A 20,386-nucleotide genomic window follows, 5' to 3' on the forward strand; every position below is an offset into this window, starting at 1 on the left:
TGAGGGGGCTTGGCGGCGGGCGGCTCAGCGCTCGCCCTTGCGGTAGGGTTTCATCAGGGCCTGGGGGTAGCTGGCCTTGCGCGCCACCACCACCAAGGCCAGGATCGACAGCGCATAGGGCAGCATCAGGTAGAGCTGGTAGGGCAGGGTGCTGCCCCCGGATTGCTGCAGGCGCAGCTGCAGCGCGTCGAAGAAGGCGAACAGCAGGGCCCCGAGCAAGGCCTTGCCGGGCCGCCACGAGGCAAACACCACCAGGGCCACGCAGATCCAGCCCCGGCCATTGACCATGTTGAAGAAAAAGGCATTGAAGGCCGACAGGGTCAGGAATGAGCCCGCCACCCCCATCAGGGCCGAGCCGGCCACGATGCCCGCGGTGCGGGTGCGGCCCACGCTCAGGCCCTGGCCCTCGGCGGCCTGCGGGTTCTCGCCCACCATGCGCAGCGCCAGACCCGACGGGGTGCGGTACAGCCACCAGGCCAGGGCCGGCACCAGCAGCAGGGCCAGCAGGGTGAGCGGGGTCTGGGCCGACAGCACCGGGATGCCCAGGCCTTCCATGGGCGCGAAGGGGGTGATGGTGGGTGGCGTGTTCACCTTGGGAAAGCTGACCCGGTAGCCGTAGTAGCTGAGCGCGGTGGCCAGCATCGTGATGCCCAGCCCGGCCACATGCTGCGACAGCGCCAGCCCGACGGTGAGCGCCGCATGCAGCAGGCCGAAGGCGGCCCCCGTCAGGGCGGCCACGGCCACGCCGCCCCACAGCGGCAGGCCCAGGTACACCCCCAGCCAGCCGGCAAAGGCCCCTGCGACCATGATGCCCTCGATGCCCAGGTTGAGCACGCCGGCGCGTTCGCACAGCAGCACGCCCAGGGTGCCGAAGATCAGCGGTGTGGCAATGCGCAGCACGGCCACCCAGAAGGCGGGTTGGGCCAGGATGTCGAGCAGTTCGGTCATTTCAGGCGCACCCGGTATTGCGTGAGCAGGGTGGCCACCAGCACCGACAGCAGCGAGGCCGCCACGATCACGTCGGCGATGTAGGTGGGCACGCCCACGGCGCGGCTCATGCTGTCGGCGCCCACCTGCACGCCAGCCACAAAAATGCTGGCGGCCAGCACGCCCAAGGGGTGCAGCCCGGCCAGCATGGCGATCACGATGCCGCTGTAGCCATAGCCGGGCGACATGTCCAGCGTCACGTAGCTGGTGCGGCCGGCCACCTCGATGGCCCCCGCCAGGCCGGCCAGGGCCCCCGACAGCACCGCCACCAACAGGGCGGTGCGCCCGGTGGCCACCCCGGCAAAGGCGGCCGCACGGGCGTTGGCACCCGTGGCCCGGATGTCGAAGCCCAGCACGGTGAAGCGCATCAGCACCCACACGCCCAGGCACAGCGCCGCCGCCAGCAGCAAGCCGGTGTGCACCCGGGTGCCCTCGATCAGGCGCGACAGCTCCAGTTCGGGCTGCAGGGCCACGCTCTGCGGCCAGCCCAGCGCCGTGGGGTCTTTCATGGGGCCGTCCAGCAGCGCTGACACGCCCAGCAAGGCCATGAAGTTGAGCAGCAGGGTGGTGACCACCTCGTCCACGCCCAGCCGGCTTTTCAGCAGCGCCGGCCCGAGCAGCAGCAGTGCACCGGCCGCGGCGGCTGCCAGCAGCATCAGGGTGAACAGCAGGGGCAGGGGCAAGGCCCAGCCAGCGCTGTCGTGCACGCCCCCCACGGCCACGGCGGCCAGTGCGCCGGCATACAGTTGGCCCTCGGCGCCGATGTTGAACAGGCGGGCGCGGAAGGCCACGGCCGCCGCCAGGCCGGTGAAGATGAGGGGGGTGGCGCGGGTCAGGGTCTCGCTCCAGGCGAACAGCGAGCCGAAGCCCCCCTGCACCAGCAGGCCGTAGGTGCGCCCCACCGGGGCCCCTGCCCACAGCACCAGCAGTGCGCTGATCAGCAGGGTGAAGGCGATGGCCCCCAGGGGGGCCAGCACATGGGCCAGGGGCGAGGCCTGGTGTCGTTTCTCCAGTCTCATGGGGTCTCCGTCATGCGCTGGGCGGGGGCGCTGACCGGGCCACCGGCCATGGCCAGGCCGATGCTTTCGCGGCTCCAGTGGGTGGCCGGGTGGGCCGGGCTCAGGTGGCCGTGGTGCATCACCGCAATGCGGTCGCCCAGGGCCAGCACCTCGTCCAGGTCATCGGAGATCAGCAGCACGGCGGCCCCGGCATCACGGGCGGCCAGCAACTGTTGCTGCACATAGGCCACGGCCCCGATGTCCAGCCCCCAGGTGGGCTGGTGGGCCACGATCAGGCTGGGCACCTGGCTGGCCGCCTGCCCGGGCAGGGGCAGCAAGGCGCGGCCCAGGATGAGTTTTTGCATGTTGCCGCCCGACAGGGCCCGGGCCGGGCTCAGGGGCCCGGCGCCGCGCACATCGAAGGCCTCGATCACCCGCTGGGCATGCTGCCGGGCCACGGCGCGGCGCACCCAGCCCCAGCGCGAGAACACGGGGTGGCGCAGGCGTTCAGAGACGGCGTTCTCCCACACCGGCAGATCGCCGACCACACCCACGGCGTGCCGGTCTTCGGGAATGCGGGCCACCCCCTGGGTGACCAGCCAGGCGGGGGAGGCTTGCAGCGGCTGCCCCTTGAGCAGCACCTCGCCCTGGGCGGCGCGGCGGCTGCCGCACAGCAGCTCGGCCAGTGCCAGTTGCCCATTGCCCGACACCCCGGCAATCGCCACGATCTCGCCGGCCCGCAGTTGCAGGTTGACCTGGCTCAGGCGCTCGCGCTGGCCGGCCGGGGTGCTGACCTCGCGCAGCTCACACGCCACCGGGCCCGGTGCGCCGGCGGGGCGGCGTTCGGGCGCCGACACGGCGTGGCCCACCATCCATTGCGCCAACTGGGCCTGGCTGGTGCCGGCGGCCGGGGCCTCGGCCACCAGGCGGCCAGCCCGCAGCACGGCCACCCGGTGCGATACGCGCAGCACCTCGGCCAGCTTGTGGCTGATGAAGATCACCGACAGGCCCTCGCGCACCAACTGGGCCAGGGTGTCGAACAGGGCTTCGCTCTCTTGCGGGGTGAGCACGGCCGTGGGCTCGTCCAGGATCAGGATGCGCGCGCCCCGGTACAAGGCCTTGAGGATCTCGACCCGCTGGCGCTCGCCCACCGAGAGCTGGCCCACCCGGGCCTCGGGCTGCACAGCCAGGCCAAAGCGCTGGCCCACCTCCAGCAGGCGGGCCCGTGCGCGGGCCCGGGCCGACCAGGGCTGCCACAGGGGTTCGGTGCCCAGGATCACGTTGTCCAGCACGCTGAGGTTGTCGGCCAGCGTGAAGTGTTGGTGCACCATGCCGATGCCGGCGGCCAGGGCCGCGGCCGGGTTGCCGGGCGGCAGGGGCTGGCCGTGCAGGGTGATGTGACCGGTATCGGCCCGGTAGTGGCCGAACAGGATGGACATCAGGGTGGATTTGCCGGCACCGTTCTCGCCCAGCAGGGCCAGCACTTCGCCCGCATTCAGGCTCAGCGAGATGTTGTCGTTGGCCACCAGGCTGCCAAAGCGCTTGGTGATGCCCTGCAATTGCAGCACCGGGGCTGTGCCTGGGGCCTCAGTCATGGTGGGCCGCCAGAAAAGCCAGCAGAACCCGCGCCGAATTGCTGGCCGCCAGTGTCATGAAGGTGTGCATTTCGTTCTCGCCCTCGCCGCCGCCGGCGAGGTCGCTGAGGGATCTGAAGGCAATGAAGGGCACCCGGTTGCTGTAAGCCACCTGAGCGGTGGCGGCGCTTTCCATGTCGAGCACCTGGGCCTGGAAGGTGTTGAATGCGTATTCGCGCCAGGCGGCATTGTCGACAAAGGCCGCGCCCGAGACGCCGCTGCCGCCCACCACCACGCGGGGTGCCTGGCTCAGGCATTGGCGCTGCGCATCGCAGCGCTCCAACGGGGTCTGGGCGATGCGCTCGGCGGTGGCCAGCAGAGCGGCATCGACTTCGAACCAGGCTTTGCGTTCGGTGTCGGCCTGGCGGCTGGATCGCACTTCGACCGTGCGCGGAATGAAGGGGCCGAAGCCCGGGCCGACCAGATCGTTCATCCAGGGCGGCGGCTGGTACTGGCCTGTAGCTGTTTCGCGGGCCAGCACGCCTTCGAGGTAGGGTGCCCAGCGCCGCGGCACGGCCACGTCGCCAATGTGCAGGCTCGGGTCGACGCCGCCGGCAATGCCGCTGAACAAAATGCGTCGCACCTTGAAGTGGTCCAGCGCGCGCTGGGTGTTCATGGCGGCATTGGTCATGCTGATGCCGCTGAGAAACAGCAGCACCGGTTTGCCCTGCAGCCGGCCAGTGGTGAAGTCGACGCCGCCGATGCGGTGGACCCGGGCCTGCCGCAGCTGCGAGCGCAGCAGCACCAGCTCGGGCTCGAAGGCCGACACGATGGCCGTGCGGGGCACGGCATCGAGCCCGGGGGCGGCTTGCAGCGGGGCGACCAAGGCGGTGGCCAGCAGGCCCGCCGTCAGCAGGCCGCGCCACCCCGTTTTGCCGGGTGCGGCAGGCTGCCTCATCACTTGGCGCTGGATTTGGGCTGGCTGTCGTCCACCTTGACGGTGAACTTGCCGGCCAGGATCTCGGCCTCACGCGCCTTCACCTTGTTCACGATGTCGGCCGGCACCTTTTTCTCGAAGGTGCCCAGGGGGGCCAGTTCCGAGCCCTTGTGCTTCATCATCGAGTACGGGCCGTAGTCTTCGGCAGTGAACTTGCCTTCCTTGACCAGCTTGAGGGCGCGGTCGATGCTGGGCTCCATGTTCCAGAGCGCAGACGCCACCACGGTGTCGGGGTACTTGTCCTGGGTGTTGATCACGTTGCCGATGGCCAGCTTGCCTTTTTCCTTGGCGGCGTCGCTGACGCCAAAGCGCTCGGCGTACAGCACATCGGCGCCCTGGTCGATCATGGCGAAGGTGGCTTCCTTGGCCTTGGGCGGGTCGAACCAGCTGTTGATGAAGCTCACGCTGAACTCCACCTTGGGGTTCACTTCCTTGGCGCCGGCCATGAAGGCGTTCATGAGCCGGTTCACCTCGGGGATGGGGAAGCCGCCCACCATGCCGATCTTGTTGGATTTGGTCATGCCGCCTGCCACCATGCCGCTGAGGTAGGCCGGCTCCTGGATGAAGTTGTCGAAGACGCTGAAATTGGGCGCCTGGGGCTTCCCTGAGGAGCCCAGCAGGAAGGAGGTCTTGGGCGAGTCCTTGGCCACCTTGCGGGCCGCCGCCTCGACGCCGAACACCTCGCCGACGATCAGCTGGTTGCCCCCGGCGATGTACTCGCGCATCACGCGCTCGTAATCGGCATTGGCCACGTTCTCGCTGGCCTTGTATTCGATCTCGCCACGGGCTTCGGCGGCCTTCAGGGCCTTGTGGATGCGGCTCACCCACTGCTGCTCGAAGGGCACGGTGTAGATCGCCGCCACCTTGATCTTGGCCTGGGCCAGGACGGGCAGAGAGACCGAGGCTGCGAGCGCGGTGGCAGCCACCATCAGGTGGCGGCGGGACGGGGCGAAACGACGGGACATGAAGGCTCCTTTTGGCAAAGTTGGCGGGGGTTGCGAAATTGAGCGGGCCCGGCAGGCTTCGACGGCCCGTCGTGGCGGCCGTGAGATGCGTTTACTGGGTGCCGAAGATCCGGTCGCCCGCATCGCCCAGGCCCGGCAGGATGTAGCCGTGGTCATTGAGCTGGCGGTCGATCGAGGCGGTGTAGATGGGCACGTCGGGGTGGGCGGCCTGCATGGCGGCCACGCCCTCGGGGCAGGTGAGCAGGCAGACGAACTTGATCGATTTCGGCTTGAGGGCCTTGAGCTTTTCGATCGCGGCGATGGCCGAGTTGCCGGTGGCCAGCATGGGGTCGACCACGATGATGTCGCGCTCGGTCATCTCGGAGGGCATCTTGAAGTAGTACTCGACCGGCTTGAGCGTGTCGGGGTCGCGGTACAGGCCGATGTGGCCGACCCGGGCGCCGGGCACCACGTTGAGCATGCCTTCGAGGATGCCGTTGCCGGCACGCAGGATGGACACGAACACCAGCTTCTTGCCATCGATCACGCGGCCGGTGGTGGTTTCCAGCGGGGTCTGCACCTCGATGTCCTGCAGCGGCAGCTCGCGGGTGATCTCGTAGGTCATGAGGCTGGCCAGTTCGCCGAGCAGGCGGCGGAAGCTGTTGGTGCTGGCCTCGCGGTTGCGCATCAGGGTCAGCTTGTGCTGAACCAGGGGGTGGTCGATGACGTGGACGTTGCTCATGGTGTGTGGCTGGAGTGCAGTGAAAAGTCAGGGACGCCCGCCGGCAGCGCTGGCCGGACCGGGGTGATTAGTGCAAGCGCTGTGCCAGGATGGGTGAAGACCGGCGGCATGGGGTGGCGGGGCTCCTGCAGGGCTTGGCAAAGAGGGGTCGCTGTCGGGCGAGCCCGGGCCAGAGCGGATGCAGGGCCAGGGCGCCCCCCCGCAGCGGGCGGCAGCTGGGGCAAAAGAATACCATGCAGGCGCACCCGGCTGGTGCCTGGAGAGCACCAATTTTGATCAGATGGTCAAGAAATGGGCGGCCGGGGCGCCCCCGGGCAGCGGGGCATGCGCAGCCCGGGGTGATCACTCAGGGCCTCGCTGAGTTCGTCGATGAACAGGCGCAGCTTGGGCGGCACATGCTGGCGGTCGCGGTAGCACACAAAGAACTCCAGCGGCTCGGGAGCCGCATGGGCCTGAGCCGCTTCAGCGCCCCCGTGGATGGCGGGTTCGATGAACAGCGGGATCAACTCGCCCGACTCGATCAGCGGGTTGGACACAAAACTGCCCAGGCGTGCAATGCCGGCACCGGCCAGGCAGGCCTGGGCCAGGGTGTCGATGTCGCTGCAGGTGAGGCTGGGCTCAAAGGCAGCCTCGATGCGCAGGCCGCCGCGGATGAAGGGCCAGGGCATGATCCGCCCGTCCATGGCCATGCGGTAGGCCAGGCAGCGATGCCGGGCCAGGTCTTCCAGGGTGGCCGGCTGCCCGTGCCGGTTCAGATAGGCCGGAGAGGCACAGTAGTGGATGGGCGCACTGGCAATGCGCCGGGCCACCAGGCCAGGCTCCAGCATGTGCTGGTAGCGGATGCTGGCGTCCACGTTCTCGTGCATGAAGTCGACCTGGCGGTCGACCACCAGCAACTCCACATTCAGGCGCGGGTAGCGTTGCATGAAGCCGGTGATCCAGGGGCCCAGCACATGCCGCCCGAAGGCCACCGAGCACGCCACCTTGAAGCGGCCCTGCGGCTCGCCGCGCAGGGCGCCGATCTCGCCATGGGCGTCCTCCAACACCCCGAGCACCGGGCGCACGCGTTCGAAGTAGATCTGGCCCTCGTCGGTCAGGGCCAGGGATCGGGTGCTGCGCCGCAACAGGCGGGTGCCCAGTTCGGCCTCCAGGCGGGCAATGCTCTGGCTGGCGGCCGCCGCGCTCAGGCCCAGCTGGCGGCCCGCTGCGGCAATGCTGCCGCCCTCAACGGCCTTGATGAAGGCCTCGATGCCGCGCAGGGAGGGGGTGGTCATAGGTTTTGAATGGAAGGCCTCAGTCATCACATTTTTGGATGACTGACGGTGTGTGAAGCCACCTTCCGCGGATGCGGCAGGCTGGCCAGAATGCCTCCATCCATTTGAATATCTGAGGGACTTTTCCATGACACACCCCACCAAGAGCCAGCCGCAGCGGCGCCTGCGGCGTCTGCACAAACGCTTCACCCCCCTGGTTTTCGCCTTCTACATGGCGGGCATCATGGCCTTTCTGATGTCGGCCGTGATTGTGGCTGCCGGCTCCGGCCTGGGGGCGGACTACCTCTGGCGCGTGCTGCGCGCCTATGCGCTGGCCATGCCAGTGGCTTTTGTCTGCGTGATGGGGGTGCGGCCTCTGGTGATGCGCCTGGTGGCCATCACCGTTCAGGCCTGAGCCTCCAGCCTACTAAGCTGGAGTTCAGACGCCCTGGCTCAGCAACTGGGCATAGCGCGGCAGGTCGACGTTGCCACCGCTGATGATCACGCCCACCCGCAGGCCCTTCAGGGACAGCCCCCCATGGTGGGCGCCAGCCAGGCTGAGGGCGCCGGTGGGCTCGACCACCAGCTTCATGCGTTCGGCATAAAAACGCATGGATTCGACCAGTTGGGCGTCGTTGACGGTCAGGATGTCGTTGACATCGCGGCGGATGATGCCGAAGGTGAGCTGCCCCAGGTGCTGGGTCTGGGCGCCGTCGGCAATCGTGCGGGGCGGGGCGATGTGCACCACCTCGCCACGGCGCAGCGATTGCTGGCCGTCGTTGCCGGCTTCGGGTTCGACCCCGTACACCCGGCAGTCGGGCGAAAGAGCCCGTGCGGCCAGTGCGCTGCCGGCCAGCAGGCCGCCGCCGCCCAGGCAGACCAACAGCACATCGAGTGGGCCCACTTCGTCGAACAACTCCTTGGCCGCCGTGCCCTGGCCGGTGATCACGTCGGCGTGGTCGAAGGGCGGGATCAGGGTCATGCCGCGCTCGGCCGCGATGCGCCGGCTGATGGCGTCGCGGTCTTCGCTGTAGCGGTCGTAGGTGATGACTTCGGCGCCGTAGCCGCGGGTGGCCTGCAGCTTGGCGGCCGGGGCGTCGGCCGGCATCACGATCACGGCCGGCATGCCCAGTTCACGGGCCGACAAGGCGATCGCCTGGGCGTGGTTGCCGGACGAGAAGGCCAGCACACCGGCGCGCCGCTGGTCGGCGCTGAAGCGGCTCAGGGCATTGAAGGCGCCGCGAAACTTGAAGGCGCCCATGCGCTGCAGGTTCTCGCACTTGAAATACAGCGAGGCCTGCAGGGCCGCATCGGCCGTGCGCGAGCGCAGCACCGGGGTGCGGTGGGCATGGCCGGCCAGGCGGGCCGCGGCGGCTTCGACATCGGCGTAGGTGGGCAGGGTCAATTCGGTCATGGTCTGGGGCCCTTGTGTTCAGCGGCTCTTGCCGCCAAAGATGCCGCCCAGCACGCCGCGGATGATTTCCTTGCCCACGCTGGAGCCCATGGTGCGCAGGGCCGATTTGGCCACGGTCTGGGCCAGGCCGTCGTGGTGGCCCCCCCGCGGGCCGGTGGTGCCGAACAACACATCGTTGAGCACCGAGCCCAGGCCGGGGCCGCCGGCCTGCGTGTTGGCCTGTGTGTTGGCCGGCTGGAGGCCGGGCAGGGTGGGCTTGGCCGTTCCCTGGGCCGGGGCGGGTGGCGCGCTGGCGGTGCGGCCTCGGAGCACTTCGTAGGCGGATTCTCGGTCCACCGCCTTTTCATAGACGCCCGCCACCAGCGAGCCTGCCAGCAGGGCCTGGCGTTGCGCCGGGGTGATGGGGCCGATCTGGCTGCCGGGCGGCAGCACGTAGACGCGCTCGGTCTCGCAGGGGCGGCCCTTGGCGTCCAGCAGGCTGATCAGGGCCTCACCCACGCCGAGTTCGGTGATGGCGGCCTCGATGTCCAGGCCGGCCTTGGGTCGCATGGTCTGGGCGGTGGCCTTGACGGCCTTCTGATCGCGCGGGGTGAAGGCGCGCAGCGCGTGCTGCACGCGGTTGCCGAGCTGGGCCAGCACGGTGTCGGGGATGTCGAGCGGGTTCTGGGTGACGAAATACACGCCCACGCCCTTGGAGCGCACCAGGCGCACCACCAGTTCGATGCGCTCGACCAGCACTTTGGGCGCCTCGTTGAACAGCAGGTGGGCCTCGTCAAAGAAGAACACCAGCTTGGGCTGGTCGGGGTCACCGATCTCAGGCAGGTGCTCGAACAGCTCGGACAGCATCCACAGCAAAAAGGTGGCGTACAGGCGCGGCGAGTTCATCAGCTTGTCGGCCGCCAGGATGTTGACCACGCCACGGCCGTCCACGGTCTGCATCAGGTCGCTGATGTTGAGCATGGGCTCGCCGAAGAACTTGTCGCCGCCCTGGGTCTCGATCTGCAGCAGCCCACGCTGGATGGCGCCCACGCTGGCGGCGCTGATGTTGCCGTAGCTGGTGGTGAACTCCGAGGCGTTGTCGGCCACGTGCTGCAGCATGGCGCGCAGGTCCTTGAGGTCGAGCAGGGCCAGGCCGTGGTCGTCGGCGATCTTGAAGACCAGGTTCAGCACGCCACACTGGGTGTCGTTGAGGTTGAGCATGCGCCCCAGCAGCAGGGGGCCCATGTCAGTCACCGTGGCCCGCACCGGGTGGCCTTGCTCGCCGAAAACGTCCCACAAGGTGGTGGGGCAGGCCAGGGATTCGGGCGTGGGAAGCTGGCGCTCTTTCAGGGCGGCGGCCAGCTTGCCGCTGATCTGGCCGGCCTGGCTGATGCCGGTCAGATCGCCCTTGACATCGGCCATGAACACCGGCACACCGATGCGGGAGAAGTTCTCGGCCAAGGTTTGCAGGGTGACTGTCTTGCCGGTGCCGGTGGCGCCTGTGATCAGTCCGTGGCGGTTGGCCAGGCTGGGCAGCAGGGTGCATTGGGCGTGGGCATTTTGGGCAATCAGGATCGGGTCGGCCATGGTGGGGTGGGCGAAAAGTAAAATCGGTCCCGATAGATTAAACAATTAATAAGGAATCTCCCGTGGCTGGACACAGTAAATGGGCCAATATTCAACACCGCAAGGGCCGTCAGGATGAAAAGCGCGGCAAGGTGTGGACCCGCGTCATCCGTGAAATCATGGTGGCTGCACGCGCCGGTGGCGGTGATCTGACGATCAACCCGCGTCTGCGCCTGGCCGTGGACAAGGCCAAGGCCGCCAACATGCCGGCCGACACCATCAAGCGCAACATCGACAAGGCCACCGGCAACCTCGAAGGCGTGAGCTACGAGGAAATCCGCTACGAGGGCTATGGCATCGGCGGCGCCGCGATCATCGTCGACACCATGACCGACAACCGTGTGCGCACCGTGGCCGATGTGCGCCACGCCTTCAGCAAGTACGGCGGCAACATGGGCACCGAAGGCTCGGTGGCTTTCCAGTTCAAGCACTGTGGCCAGATGATCTTTGCGCCGGGCACCGACGAGGACAAGCTGATGGAAGTGGCCCTCGAAGCCGGGGCCGAAGACGTGATCACGGGCGATGACGGCGCCATCGAGGTGCTGACGGCGCCGGCCGATTTCGAAGCTGTGAAGAACGCCCTGGAGGCCGCCGGCCTGACGCCCGAAGTGGCCGAAGTGACCATGCGTGCCGAAAACACCATCGAGCTGACCGGCGACGACGCCGCGAAGATGCAAAAGCTGCTCGACATGATCGAAGACCTGGACGATGTCCAGGAGGTCTACCACAACGCTGCACTGTGAGCACCATGAAAGTTTTAGTCATTGGCGGCGGTGGCCGCGAACATGCCCTGGCATGGAAACTCAACCAGTCGCCCAAGGTGCACAAGGTCTATGTGGCGCCCGGCAACGGTGGCACAGCCCTCGACGATCGCCTGATCAACGTGCCCATCACCGATGTGAAGGCCTTGCGTGAGTGGGCCCAGGCCGAAAAGATCGGTCTGGCCGTGGTGGGCCCTGAGGCCCCGCTGGCAGCCGGTGTGGTGGACGAGTTCCGGGCCCACGGCCTGCGGGTGTTCGGCCCGACCAAGGCCGCGGCCCAGCTGGAAAGCTCCAAGGCCTTCTCCAAGGCCTTCATGAAGCGGCACGGCATCCCGACCGCGGAGTACGAGAGCTTCACCGACGCGGCCCTGGCCCATGCCTATGTGGACGCCAAGGGCGCGCCCATCGTGGTCAAGGCCGACGGCCTGGCCGCCGGCAAGGGCGTGGTGGTGGCCATGACGGCGGCCGAGGCCCATGAAGCCATCGACTTCATGCTGCTCGACAACAAGCTGGGCGTGGTACACAACGACGGCGGCGCTCGCGTGGTGATCGAAGAGTTCCTGCAGGGCGAAGAGGCCAGCTTCATCGTGCTGTGCGATGGCAAGAACGTGACCGCCCTGGCCACCAGCCAGGACCACAAGCGCTTGCTCGACGGTGACGAAGGCCCCAACACCGGCGGCATGGGCGCCTACTCGCCCGCCCCGGTGGTGACGGCCGATGTGCATGCCCGCGCCATGCGCGAGATCATCCTGCCGACCATCCGCGGCATGGAAAAAGACGGCATTCCGTACACCGGCTTCCTGTATGCCGGCCTGATGATCGACGCCCAGGGCCGGCCCAAGACGCTCGAATTCAACTGCCGCATGGGTGACCCGGAAACCCAGCCCATCATGATGCGCCTGAAGAGCGACCTGTCGGACGTGCTGGCCGCTGCGGTGGACGGCAAGCTCGATCAGGTCGAGCTGCAGTGGGACCGTCGCACTGCCCTGGGTGTGGTGATGGCGGCCCATGGCTACCCCATGAACCCGCGCAAGGGGGATGTGATCACCGGGCTGCCCGCCGAGGCCGATGATGCCGTGGTGTTCCATGCTGGCACCGAGCTGAAGGATGGCGTAGTGCACGTGACCGGCGGTCGGGTGTTGTGCGTGACGGCCCTGGCTGACAGCGTCAAGCTGGCTCAGCAACGCGTCTACGAGGTGGCGGCAGGCATCCATTTCGATGGCGCCCAGTACCGTCGCGACATCGGCCACCGGGCGGTGAAGAGCTGATGGAGGCCGCACACGACGCCGTGGCCTCGGTGCGGGCCTGGCTGCTGGGCTTGCAAGATCGCATCACCTCGGCGATCGAGGCCCAGGAAACAGCCGGCGGCGGCACAGCCCGCTTCCTGGCCGATGCCTGGGACAAACCCGCCGGCGAGAAGCTGCAAGGCAATGGCCTGACCAAGATCCTGGAAGGGGGCGCGGTGTTCGAGCGTGCCGGTTGCGGTTTTTCGCACGTACGGGGCCCCCAGCTGCCGCCTTCGGCCACCCAGCACCGGCCCGAGTTGGCTGGTGCGCCCTTCGAGGCCATGGGCGTGTCGCTGGTGTTCCACCCACGCAACCCCTATGTTCCGACCGTGCACATGAATGTGCGCATGATTGCTGCCACCCCGGCGGGCAAGGCGCCGGTGTGCTGGTTCGGTGGTGGCATGGACCTCACGCCGTTCTATGGTTTTGACGAGGATGCACGGCACTTTCATGCCATCTGCCAACAGGCGCTGGCGCCTTTTGGCGACGACAAATACCCCCGCTTCAAGACCTGGTGCGATGAGTACTTCTTTTTGAAGCACCGCAACGAGCAGCGTGGGGTGGGTGGGGTCTTTTTTGACGACTTCGCCGAGCTGGGTTTTGACCAGAGTCTGGCCATGACCCAGGCTGTGGGGGATGCGTTTTTGCGGGCTTACCTGCCCATCGTCGAGCGCCGGGTGGCCACGCCCTATGGCGAACGCGAACGCGAGTTCCAGCTCTACCGCCGCGGCCGCTATGTGGAGTTCAACCTGGTCTGGGACCGAGGCACCCACTTCGGGCTGCAGTCGGGTGGGCGCACCGAATCCATTCTGCTGTCGATGCCGCCGCTGGCCAGTTGGGCCTACCAGCAGACCCCGGCCACTGGCACGCCCGAGGCGCGCCTGTACGAGCACTTTCTGGTGCGCCAGGCGTGGGTCTGACGCAACGGCCACGTCTGGGGGTGTTCGGCGGGGCCTTCGACCCCCCGCACCGGGCGCATGTCGCGCTGGCCGAGGCCGCGCTGCAGCAGCTGAGCCTGGAGCGGCTGCACGTGCTGCCCACCGGGCAGGCTGCCCACCGGGCCGGCTTGTCGCCGGGTGAGCATCGCCTGGCGATGGCCCGGCTGGCCTTTGCGGCGCTGCCGCGCGTGGTGGTGGATGAGCGCGAATTCCACCGCGCCGGGCCCAGCTTCACGGTGGACACCCTCGATGAATTGCAGCGTGAATTCCCGGCTTTTGAACTGGTGCTGATCATCGGTGCGGACCAGGCCCGGGCCTTCGGGCAATGGCATCGCCACGATGAGATTTTGCGCAAAGCTATAATTTCGGTAGCTGGTCGTGAGCAAGGTGCTGCGGCCGGCGGTCAAACTGAGCTTCAAGATCTCCCGGGAGGGCGATGGGAGCCTCTGCAGTGGCCCCTCATGTCCGTGAGTGCGACGGACATCCGGTCGCGCGTCGCACAAGGCCTGGGTATCGAACATCTGGTTCCCGCTGGCGTTGCGCGCTATATTGAACAACATCATCTTTACGAATCCGCCTGATGACCACCTCCACGGACTCCACCGCCAAAAAAGACATCCAGAAACTCCAGCGGGCCATCGTCGATGGCCTGGAGGATGTGAAGGCCCAAGACATTCAGGTTTTCAACACCGAAGCCCTCTCGCCGCTGTTTGAGCGTGTGATCGTGGCCTCCGGGACCTCCAACCGCCAGACCAAGGCCCTGGCCTCCAGCGTGCGTGATGCCGTGCGTGAGGCTGGCTTCAACAAGCCCCGTACCGAAGGCGAAGAAAACGGCGAATGGATCATTGTGGACTGCGGCGCAGCCGTGGTGCACGTGATGCAGCCCGCCATCCGCCAGTACTACCGCCTGGAAGAGATCTGGGGTGCCACCCCGGTGCGTCTGAAGCTGGGCGCACCCAAGCCTGTGGCTGCAGAAGGCGCCAAGGCACCCGCCAAGAAGGCTGCTGCCAAGAAAACAGCCGCCAAGTCGGCCAAGGCAGCCGAGCCGGCCGCCACCACCCCGGCCAAGGCTGCTGCCAAGGCTGCCAAAGCCCTGAAGGGCACACCGGTGGCCGAAAAGGCACCGGCCAAGACCTCGACCCGGGCGCCGGCCAAGAGCGCTGTCAAGGCACCTGCCAAGACGGCTGCCAAGACTAGCACCGCCAAACCTGCTGCCAAATCCGCAACCAAGCCGGCCGCCAAGAAGGCGCCGCTCAAAGTGATCAAGGTGGGTGCGCCCAAGAAGCCGGCCGCCAAGAAGGCGGCTGCTGCACCGGCCCCGCGCAAGAAGCCCAGCAAGGCTTGATGGATCGCTGGCATGAAGCTGGTGATCGTGGCGGTCGGGCAGCGCGTGCCCGACTGGGCCCAGACGGCGTGGGATGACTACGCCAAGCGCTTCCCGCCTGAGCTCAAGGTGGAGCTCAAGACCGTGAAGACCGAGCCGCGCAGTTCCAAGACGCTCGAAACCCTGCTGGCGGCCGAGCGTGAGCGCATCGAGGCGGCCATTCCCAAAGGGGCCCGTGTGGTGGCGCTTGATGAACGCGGCACCCAGCTCACCACCCTGGCGCTGGCCTCCAAGCTCAAGGGCTGGCAACTGGAGAGTGACGACGTGGCCCTGATCATCGGCGGCCCGGATGGTCTGGAGCCCGCGTTTCGCCAGGCCGCGCATGAGCGCATCCGGCTGTCTGACCTGACCCTGCCTCACGCCATGGTGCGCGTGCTGCTGATCGAGCAGCTGTACCGGGCCTGGTCGGTCAACGCCGGCCATCCCTATCACCGCGAGTGATCTCCGGGTGATTTCCCGGGCCTGGCCTTGGCCCGGCCCTGTTCCGTGTCCAACCGGCTGGAGCCTGACCATGGCCAACCCTGAATTCATCTACCTCGCCTCCCAAAGCCCGCGTCGACGCCAGTTGCTGGAGCAGCTCGGTGTGCCCCACCGGCTGCTGCTGCCCAACACCGACGGCGACCTGGGCGAAGACGCCGAGGCCATCGAAGCCGTGTTGCCCGGCGAGGCGCCGGCCACCTATGTGCAGCGCGTGACCGGACTCAAGCTCGATGCGGCGCTGGCACGGCTCAAGCGCCGGGGCCTGCCGGTGGCGCCGGTGTTGTGCTCAGACACCACGGTGGCCCTGGGCCGGCAGATTTTTGGCAAGCCCGACGATGCGGCGCACGCCCGGCGCATGCTGGCTGAGCTGTCGGGCCAGACCCACCGGGTCTTGACTGCGGTGGCCCTGCAAAAAGGGCGCAAGCGCGTGACGGCCCTGAGCACCTCCAAAGTCACTTTCGCCGAACTCACGCCGGCGCGCATCAAGGCTTACGTGGACAGTGGCGAGCCCATGGGCAAGGCCGGGGCCTATGCCGTGCAGGGCCGCGCGGCGGCCTGGATCTCGCAGTTGAGCGGAAGTTATTCGGGCATCATGGGGCTACCGATGTTTGAAACCGCCGAACTGCTGCGCCAGTGCGGCTGGAAACTTTGAGGCCTGCCCGGCCTGACTTTGAGGAAAAAGCCAAGCCATGCAACAAGACATTCTGATCAACTGGTCGCCCCAGGAAACCCGTGTCGCCGTCATCGAGCACGGCGCCGTGCAAGAGCTGCACATCGAGCGCTCGCTGGAGCGGGGCCTGGTGGGCAATGTCTACCTGGGCAAGGTGACCCGGGTGCTGCCCGGCATGCAATCGGCTTTCATCGACATCGGCTTGGAGCGCGCGGCCTTTCTGCATGTGGCCGACGTGTGGCAAAAGCACCCGGAAGGGGAGGCGCCGCCTTCGCGCCAGGCCCAGCCCGCCGTGCCCATCGAGCGCCAGGTGTTCGAAGGGCAGGCCTTGATGGTCCAGGTGATCAAGGACCCGATTGGCACCAAGGGGGCGCGGTTGTCCACCCAGATCAGCATCGCCGGGAGGCTGCTGGTATTTCTGCCGCAGGACGAGCACGTGGGTGTTTCGCAGAAGATTCCCGTGGGCGAGCGTGAGGCCTTGCGCAGCCGCTTGCAGGCCCTGGTGGGTGAAAAAGCCACCGGGGGAGGGGGCGGCTTCATCCTGCGCACCAATGGTGAGGATGCCACGGATGCCGAACTGGGCGACGACATCGCCTACCTGCGCAAGACCTGGGCCCGCATCAAGGATGCCTCGGTGCGCCTGCCGCCGGCCTCCCTGCTGCACGAAGACCTGAACCTGCTGCAGCGCGTGCTGCGCGATCTGGTGGGCGAGCAGACGCAGAACATCCGCATCGATTCGAAGGAGCAATCCGAGAAGCTGCTGGCGTTCGGCCAGGAGTTCATGCCCTCGGCCGTGGGCAAGCTGCAGCATTACAAGGGCGAGCGGCCCATCTTCGACCTGTTCGGGGTGGAGGAGGAGATCGCGCGTGCGCTGGGGCGGCGGGTGGATCTGAAATCGGGTGGCTACCTGATCGTGGACCAGACCGAAGCCCTGACCACGGTGGATGTGAACACCGGCGGTTTTGTGGGGGCGCGCAATTTCGACGACACCATCTTCAAGACCAACCTGGAGGCGGCCCAGGCCATTGCGCGGCAACTGCGGTTGCGCAACCTGGGCGGCATCATCATTGTCGACTTCATCGACATGGTGCGCGATGACCACCGCGAAGCCGTGCTGGGTGAGTTCCGCAAGCAGTTGGGGCGTGACCGGGTCAAGACCATGATCGGGGGCTTCTCGCAATTGGGGCTGGTCGAGATGACGCGTAAACGCACGCGTGAATCGCTGGCCCACATGCTGTGTGAGCCTTGCCCGCTGTGCCAAGGCTCGGGACAGGTCAAGACCGCCCGCAGTGTGACCTACGACATCCTGCGCGAAATCCTGCGCGAGGCCCGACAGTTCAACCCGCGTGAATTCAGGGTGGTGGCGTCGCCTCAGGTGGTCGATCTGTTCCTTGACGAGGAAAGCCAGCACCTGGCCGGCCTGTCGGACTTCATCGGCAAGCCGATCTCGCTGCAGGCCGAAGGCAGCATGGGGCAGGATCAGTACGACATCGTGTTGCTGTGAGGTCCGGGATGGAGGATTTTTCAGAGGACGCACAAGGCCTGCAGCATCAAGTCCTGGGGGCGCAGATCCTTCAGGCGGTGACCCCGCAGGGCTTGCCTTTGTTGTACCTGAGCCCTTTGAGCGTGGCTGGTCAGCCGGCCCGTGGGGGTGTGCCCTTGCTGTTCCCTCAGTTTGCCCAGTTTGGCCCAGGGCGCAAGCACGGTTTTGCCCGGCATCACCCCTGGGTGCTGGAGCACGCTGAGCCTCAGTCCCTGAGCTATCGCCTGGATGTGTTGCCGGGCCAGTTCGAGGGATGGCCTCACGCTGCGCGATTGCGTCTGAAGGCCACCCTGGCCAGCGAAACCTTGAAACTGCAATGGCAGGTGGAAAACACCGGCCAGACGGGTTTCGAATGGGGTGGCGGCCTGCATCCGTATTGGGCAGTGCCGTCGCTGGAGGCCTGTGAGCTGTTGGGGCTGGAGCATACGCCGGGGCTGGACAGCCTGTCGGGCCAGCCCTTGCTGCCCCAGGCTCAGCCCTGGCGCTTTGGTCCTGAGGGCATGGAGTATTTGTTCGAGGGGCTGCCCGCGCTGCAACTGAGAACCCCCACCCACACCCTGCACTTGCAGGGCAGTGGATTCACGCAGTGGATGGTCTGGAATCCAGGGTTGGAAGGGGCCAAGGGGTTGGCGGATCTACCCGATCATGATGCCCTGCGTTTCATTTGCATCGAACCGGTGTGCGCCCGCCCCATGCAGTGGCTGGCGCCGGGCGCGGGTTTCGAGGGCACGCTGCAGGTGCGTTGGGAAGGCGCTTAGGGGCTTATCCCCGCTGCGCCTGAAGATGCCCTGCACAGGTGGTCCTTGCAGGGCAGCGGATTCGTACAGTGACTGATTTGGAATTCGTCGCTTGAAGAGGGCATGGGCCCCGCAGCGAGGCCTAATTAAAGGGCCTAAATGTTATCTGCATCGATTTTAATCGACGCCTCTCAAGCCAGTTTTCCAGAAGCAAGGGCGTTGAGAGGGGGCTTCAGGCACGCTGGGAGCGTCCTCAGGGCCCGGTTGCGCTGTCGAGCGAGGTGCTTGGGGCGGTGCCGTGCCCGCCGCCGCTTTGGGCCTGCAAGCGTGCGTAAAGGCCTTGGCGGGCCATCAGTTCCGCATGGGTGCCTTGTTCGGCAATCCGCCCCTCCGCCATCACCACCACACGGTTCGCATGCTCGATGGTGGACAGGCGGTGGGCGATCACCACGGTGGTGCGGCCCGCCATCAGCCGGTTCAAGGCCTCTTGAACCAGGCGTTCGGACTCGGTGTCCAGTGCTGAGGTGGCTTCGTCGAGGATCAGGATCGGGGCGTCCTTGTACAGGGCCCGGGCAATGGCCAGACGTTGCCGCTGTCCACCCGACAATTGATGCGCGTTGTGCCCCACGACGCTGCGCAGCCCATCGGGCTGCCTGGCCACGTAGTCGCCCAGGTTGGCGGCCTGCAGGCAGGCCAGCACACGCGCATCATCCACGGCCTGGCCCATGGCCACGTTGTTGGCCAGGCTGTCGTTGAACATCACCACATCTTGGCTGACCAGAGCGAACTGGTGGCGCAGCGAACCCAGGTTCCAGTCGGGCAGGGCGACGCCGTCCAGCAAGACCTGGCCCTGGCTGGGGCTCACAAAACGGGGCAGCAGATTGGCCAGTGTGGTCTTGCCTGAGCCCGAGGGACCGACCAGGGCCACCACCTCGCCGGGCTCGATGCGCAGGCTGACCTTGTCCAGGGCGGGCGGGCTGTCGGCGTGGTAGCTCACGGAGACGTCCTGCAGTTCCAGATGCCCGCGCACGGTGGCGGCCCGGTGCGGACCTTCGGTTTCGGGCTGAACCTGGTCCATCAGGCGCAGGCCCCGCTCCAGCGCAGCCAGCCCGCGGGTCAGCGGATTGGCCAGGTCGGCAAGGCGCCGGATGGGGGCGATCAGCATCAGCATGGCGGTGATGAAGGCCACAAAGCCCCCCACGGTGATGGACGCGTTGGCGGCACCGGCCACCTGGCGTCCCTGCCAAAGCGCCACGCAGATCACCACAGACAAGGCGCCCGCCGACAGCAACTGGGTCAGGGGCGTCATGGCGGAGGAGGCAATCGTGCCCTTGATGGCCAGGCCGCGCAGGCGCTGGCTCAGCCCCTCAAAACGGCCCGCCTGGCCACTCTGCGCGCCATGCAGTCGCACCATGCGGTGGGCCAGCACGTTCTCTTCCACCACATAGGCCAGCTCATCGGTGGCTTGCTGGCTGGCCTTGGTCAGGCGGTAAAGGCGTTTGGACAGCGTTTTCATGACCCAGGCCACACCCGGTACCACCACCCCCACGATCAGGGTGAGCTGCCAGTTCAGGTACAGCAGGTAGCCCAGCAGGGCCAGCAGGGTGAAGCCATCACGTGAGAAGCCGAGGGCCGATTGCACCAGCAATTGGGCACCGGTCTGCACCTCGTAGACCACCGTGTTGGACAAGGCGCTGGCACTTTGCTCGCGAAACAGACGCAGGTCGGCGCTGAGCAAGCGTGCAAACAGGTCTTTGCGCAGGCGCATCATGCCGTCATTGGCGATGCGTGCCAGCGCGTACTGGGCGACAAATTGGGCCAAGCCGCGCACGGCGAACAGGCCCATCAAGGCCAGTGGCACAAACCACAGCGGCAAGGTGCCCTTGGTGAAGCCCTGGTCCAGCAGCGGCTGCATCAGGGCCGGGATCAAAGGTTCGGTGCCGGCCCCGACCAGGGTGGCCAGCACCGCCATGCTCCAGGCCATGGGCTGGCGGCCGAAGTAGCCATTCAGGCGCGCCAGTCGTTGGCGCAGGGGCAGGGTGGGGTGGTTGGCTTCGTCGGTGGGCATGTTGG

General features: G+C 67.1%; 20 protein-coding genes. 10 read left to right on the forward strand and 10 right to left on the reverse strand.

Annotated elements, in window-relative coordinates; all coding sequences use genetic code 11:
• Positions 1-24 precede the first annotated feature (24 nt).
• From L880_RS0103065 to L880_RS0103095, 7 genes are all read right to left on the reverse strand, one after another.
• On the reverse strand, positions 25-948 hold the full coding sequence (locus L880_RS0103065; protein ID WP_027474413.1) for an ABC transporter permease: 924 nt from the start codon (positions 946-948) through the stop codon (positions 25-27).
• Positions 945-2,006, reverse strand: a complete 1,062-nt coding sequence (locus tag L880_RS0103070; RefSeq protein WP_027474414.1) for an ABC transporter permease — start codon at positions 2,004-2,006, stop codon at positions 945-947. Before L880_RS0103070 ends, L880_RS0103065 begins: the two co-directional genes overlap by 4 nt.
• Complete coding sequence (locus L880_RS0103075; RefSeq protein ID WP_027474415.1) at positions 2,003-3,580, reverse strand: ABC transporter ATP-binding protein; 1,578 nt, start codon at positions 3,578-3,580, stop codon at positions 2,003-2,005. The genes L880_RS0103070 and L880_RS0103075 overlap by 4 nt, the downstream gene beginning before the upstream one ends.
• Positions 3,573-4,517: a 5'-methylthioadenosine/S-adenosylhomocysteine nucleosidase gene (locus L880_RS0103080; protein ID WP_043328384.1), complete on the reverse strand. Its 945-nt coding sequence runs from the start codon at positions 4,515-4,517 to the stop codon at positions 3,573-3,575. Before L880_RS0103080 ends, L880_RS0103075 begins: the two co-directional genes overlap by 8 nt.
• Positions 4,517-5,485: a BMP family protein gene (locus tag L880_RS0103085; protein WP_425389163.1), complete on the reverse strand. Its 969-nt coding sequence runs from the start codon at positions 5,483-5,485 to the stop codon at positions 4,517-4,519. The genes L880_RS0103080 and L880_RS0103085 overlap by 1 nt, the downstream gene beginning before the upstream one ends.
• Positions 5,486-5,612: 127 nt before the next feature.
• A complete protein-coding gene (upp, locus tag L880_RS0103090; protein ID WP_019575588.1) occupies positions 5,613-6,242 on the reverse strand; it encodes a uracil phosphoribosyltransferase in 630 nt (209 codons plus the stop codon).
• Between the two features lie 284 nt (positions 6,243-6,526).
• Positions 6,527-7,516: a LysR family transcriptional regulator gene (locus tag L880_RS0103095; protein WP_027474418.1), complete on the reverse strand. Its 990-nt coding sequence runs from the start codon at positions 7,514-7,516 to the stop codon at positions 6,527-6,529.
• Between the two features lie 127 nt (positions 7,517-7,643).
• Here L880_RS0103095 and L880_RS0103100 point away from each other — a divergent pair, with 127 nt between their 5' ends.
• Positions 7,644-7,910 (forward strand): DUF2798 domain-containing protein, encoded by a 267-nt coding sequence (locus L880_RS0103100; protein WP_027474419.1) that lies wholly within the window; start codon positions 7,644-7,646, stop codon positions 7,908-7,910.
• Between the two features lie 24 nt (positions 7,911-7,934).
• Here L880_RS0103100 and L880_RS0103105 read toward each other — a convergent pair whose 3' ends face one another.
• Positions 7,935-8,909, reverse strand: coding sequence for a threo-3-hydroxy-L-aspartate ammonia-lyase (locus L880_RS0103105; RefSeq protein WP_027474420.1), 975 nt, complete (start codon positions 8,907-8,909; stop codon positions 7,935-7,937).
• Between the two features lie 18 nt (positions 8,910-8,927).
• On the reverse strand, positions 8,928-10,475 hold the full coding sequence (locus L880_RS0103110; protein WP_027474421.1) for a helicase HerA-like C-terminal domain-containing protein: 1,548 nt from the start codon (positions 10,473-10,475) through the stop codon (positions 8,928-8,930).
• Between the two features lie 62 nt (positions 10,476-10,537).
• Between L880_RS0103110 and L880_RS0103115 the strand changes: the two genes are divergently transcribed.
• The 9 genes from L880_RS0103115 (at position 10,538) to L880_RS31465 (ending at position 18,334) form a co-directional block, all read left to right on the forward strand.
• The gene (locus tag L880_RS0103115; protein ID WP_027474422.1) at positions 10,538-11,257 is read left to right on the forward strand and encodes a YebC/PmpR family DNA-binding transcriptional regulator; all 720 of its coding nucleotides are present in this window, start codon (positions 10,538-10,540) and stop codon (positions 11,255-11,257) included.
• 5 nt (positions 11,258-11,262) lie between these two features.
• Positions 11,263-12,543 carry a phosphoribosylamine--glycine ligase gene (gene purD / locus L880_RS0103120; protein WP_027474423.1) on the forward strand — a complete coding sequence of 427 codons (1,281 nt, stop codon included), beginning with the start codon at positions 11,263-11,265 and terminating at the stop codon, positions 12,541-12,543.
• Positions 12,543-13,481: an oxygen-dependent coproporphyrinogen oxidase gene (gene hemF / locus L880_RS0103125; RefSeq protein ID WP_027474424.1), complete on the forward strand. Its 939-nt coding sequence runs from the start codon at positions 12,543-12,545 to the stop codon at positions 13,479-13,481. The genes purD and hemF overlap by 1 nt, the downstream gene beginning before the upstream one ends.
• A 20-nt stretch (positions 13,482-13,501) precedes the next feature.
• Complete coding sequence (nadD, locus tag L880_RS0103130; RefSeq protein ID WP_245614910.1) at positions 13,502-14,080, forward strand: nicotinate (nicotinamide) nucleotide adenylyltransferase; 579 nt, start codon at positions 13,502-13,504, stop codon at positions 14,078-14,080.
• Positions 14,080-14,844: a ribosome silencing factor gene (gene rsfS, locus L880_RS31460; RefSeq protein ID WP_019575579.1), complete on the forward strand. Its 765-nt coding sequence runs from the start codon at positions 14,080-14,082 to the stop codon at positions 14,842-14,844. The genes nadD and rsfS overlap by 1 nt, the downstream gene beginning before the upstream one ends.
• A 12-nt stretch (positions 14,845-14,856) precedes the next feature.
• On the forward strand, positions 14,857-15,324 hold the full coding sequence (rlmH, locus tag L880_RS0103140) for a 23S rRNA (pseudouridine(1915)-N(3))-methyltransferase RlmH (RefSeq protein WP_027474426.1): 468 nt from the start codon (positions 14,857-14,859) through the stop codon (positions 15,322-15,324).
• 70 nt (positions 15,325-15,394) lie between these two features.
• Positions 15,395-16,015, forward strand: coding sequence for a Maf family protein (locus L880_RS0103145; protein WP_019575577.1), 621 nt, complete (start codon positions 15,395-15,397; stop codon positions 16,013-16,015).
• A gap of 37 nt (positions 16,016-16,052) precedes the next feature.
• The gene (rng, locus tag L880_RS0103150; RefSeq protein ID WP_027474428.1) at positions 16,053-17,537 is read left to right on the forward strand and encodes a ribonuclease G; all 1,485 of its coding nucleotides are present in this window, start codon (positions 16,053-16,055) and stop codon (positions 17,535-17,537) included.
• Between the two features lie 8 nt (positions 17,538-17,545).
• Positions 17,546-18,334, forward strand: coding sequence for an aldose epimerase family protein (locus L880_RS31465; protein ID WP_051443020.1), 789 nt, complete (start codon positions 17,546-17,548; stop codon positions 18,332-18,334).
• A gap of 232 nt (positions 18,335-18,566) precedes the next feature.
• Here the strand turns inward: L880_RS31465 and msbA are convergent, their stop codons facing one another.
• Positions 18,567-20,381 carry a lipid A export permease/ATP-binding protein MsbA gene (gene msbA / locus L880_RS0103160; RefSeq protein WP_027474429.1) on the reverse strand — a complete coding sequence of 605 codons (1,815 nt, stop codon included), beginning with the start codon at positions 20,379-20,381 and terminating at the stop codon, positions 18,567-18,569.
• Positions 20,382-20,386: the final 5 nt, after the last annotated feature.

The sequence above is a fragment of the Curvibacter gracilis ATCC BAA-807 genome, assembly GCF_000518645.1.
Lineage (GTDB): Bacteria > Pseudomonadota > Gammaproteobacteria > Burkholderiales > Burkholderiaceae_C > Curvibacter > Curvibacter gracilis.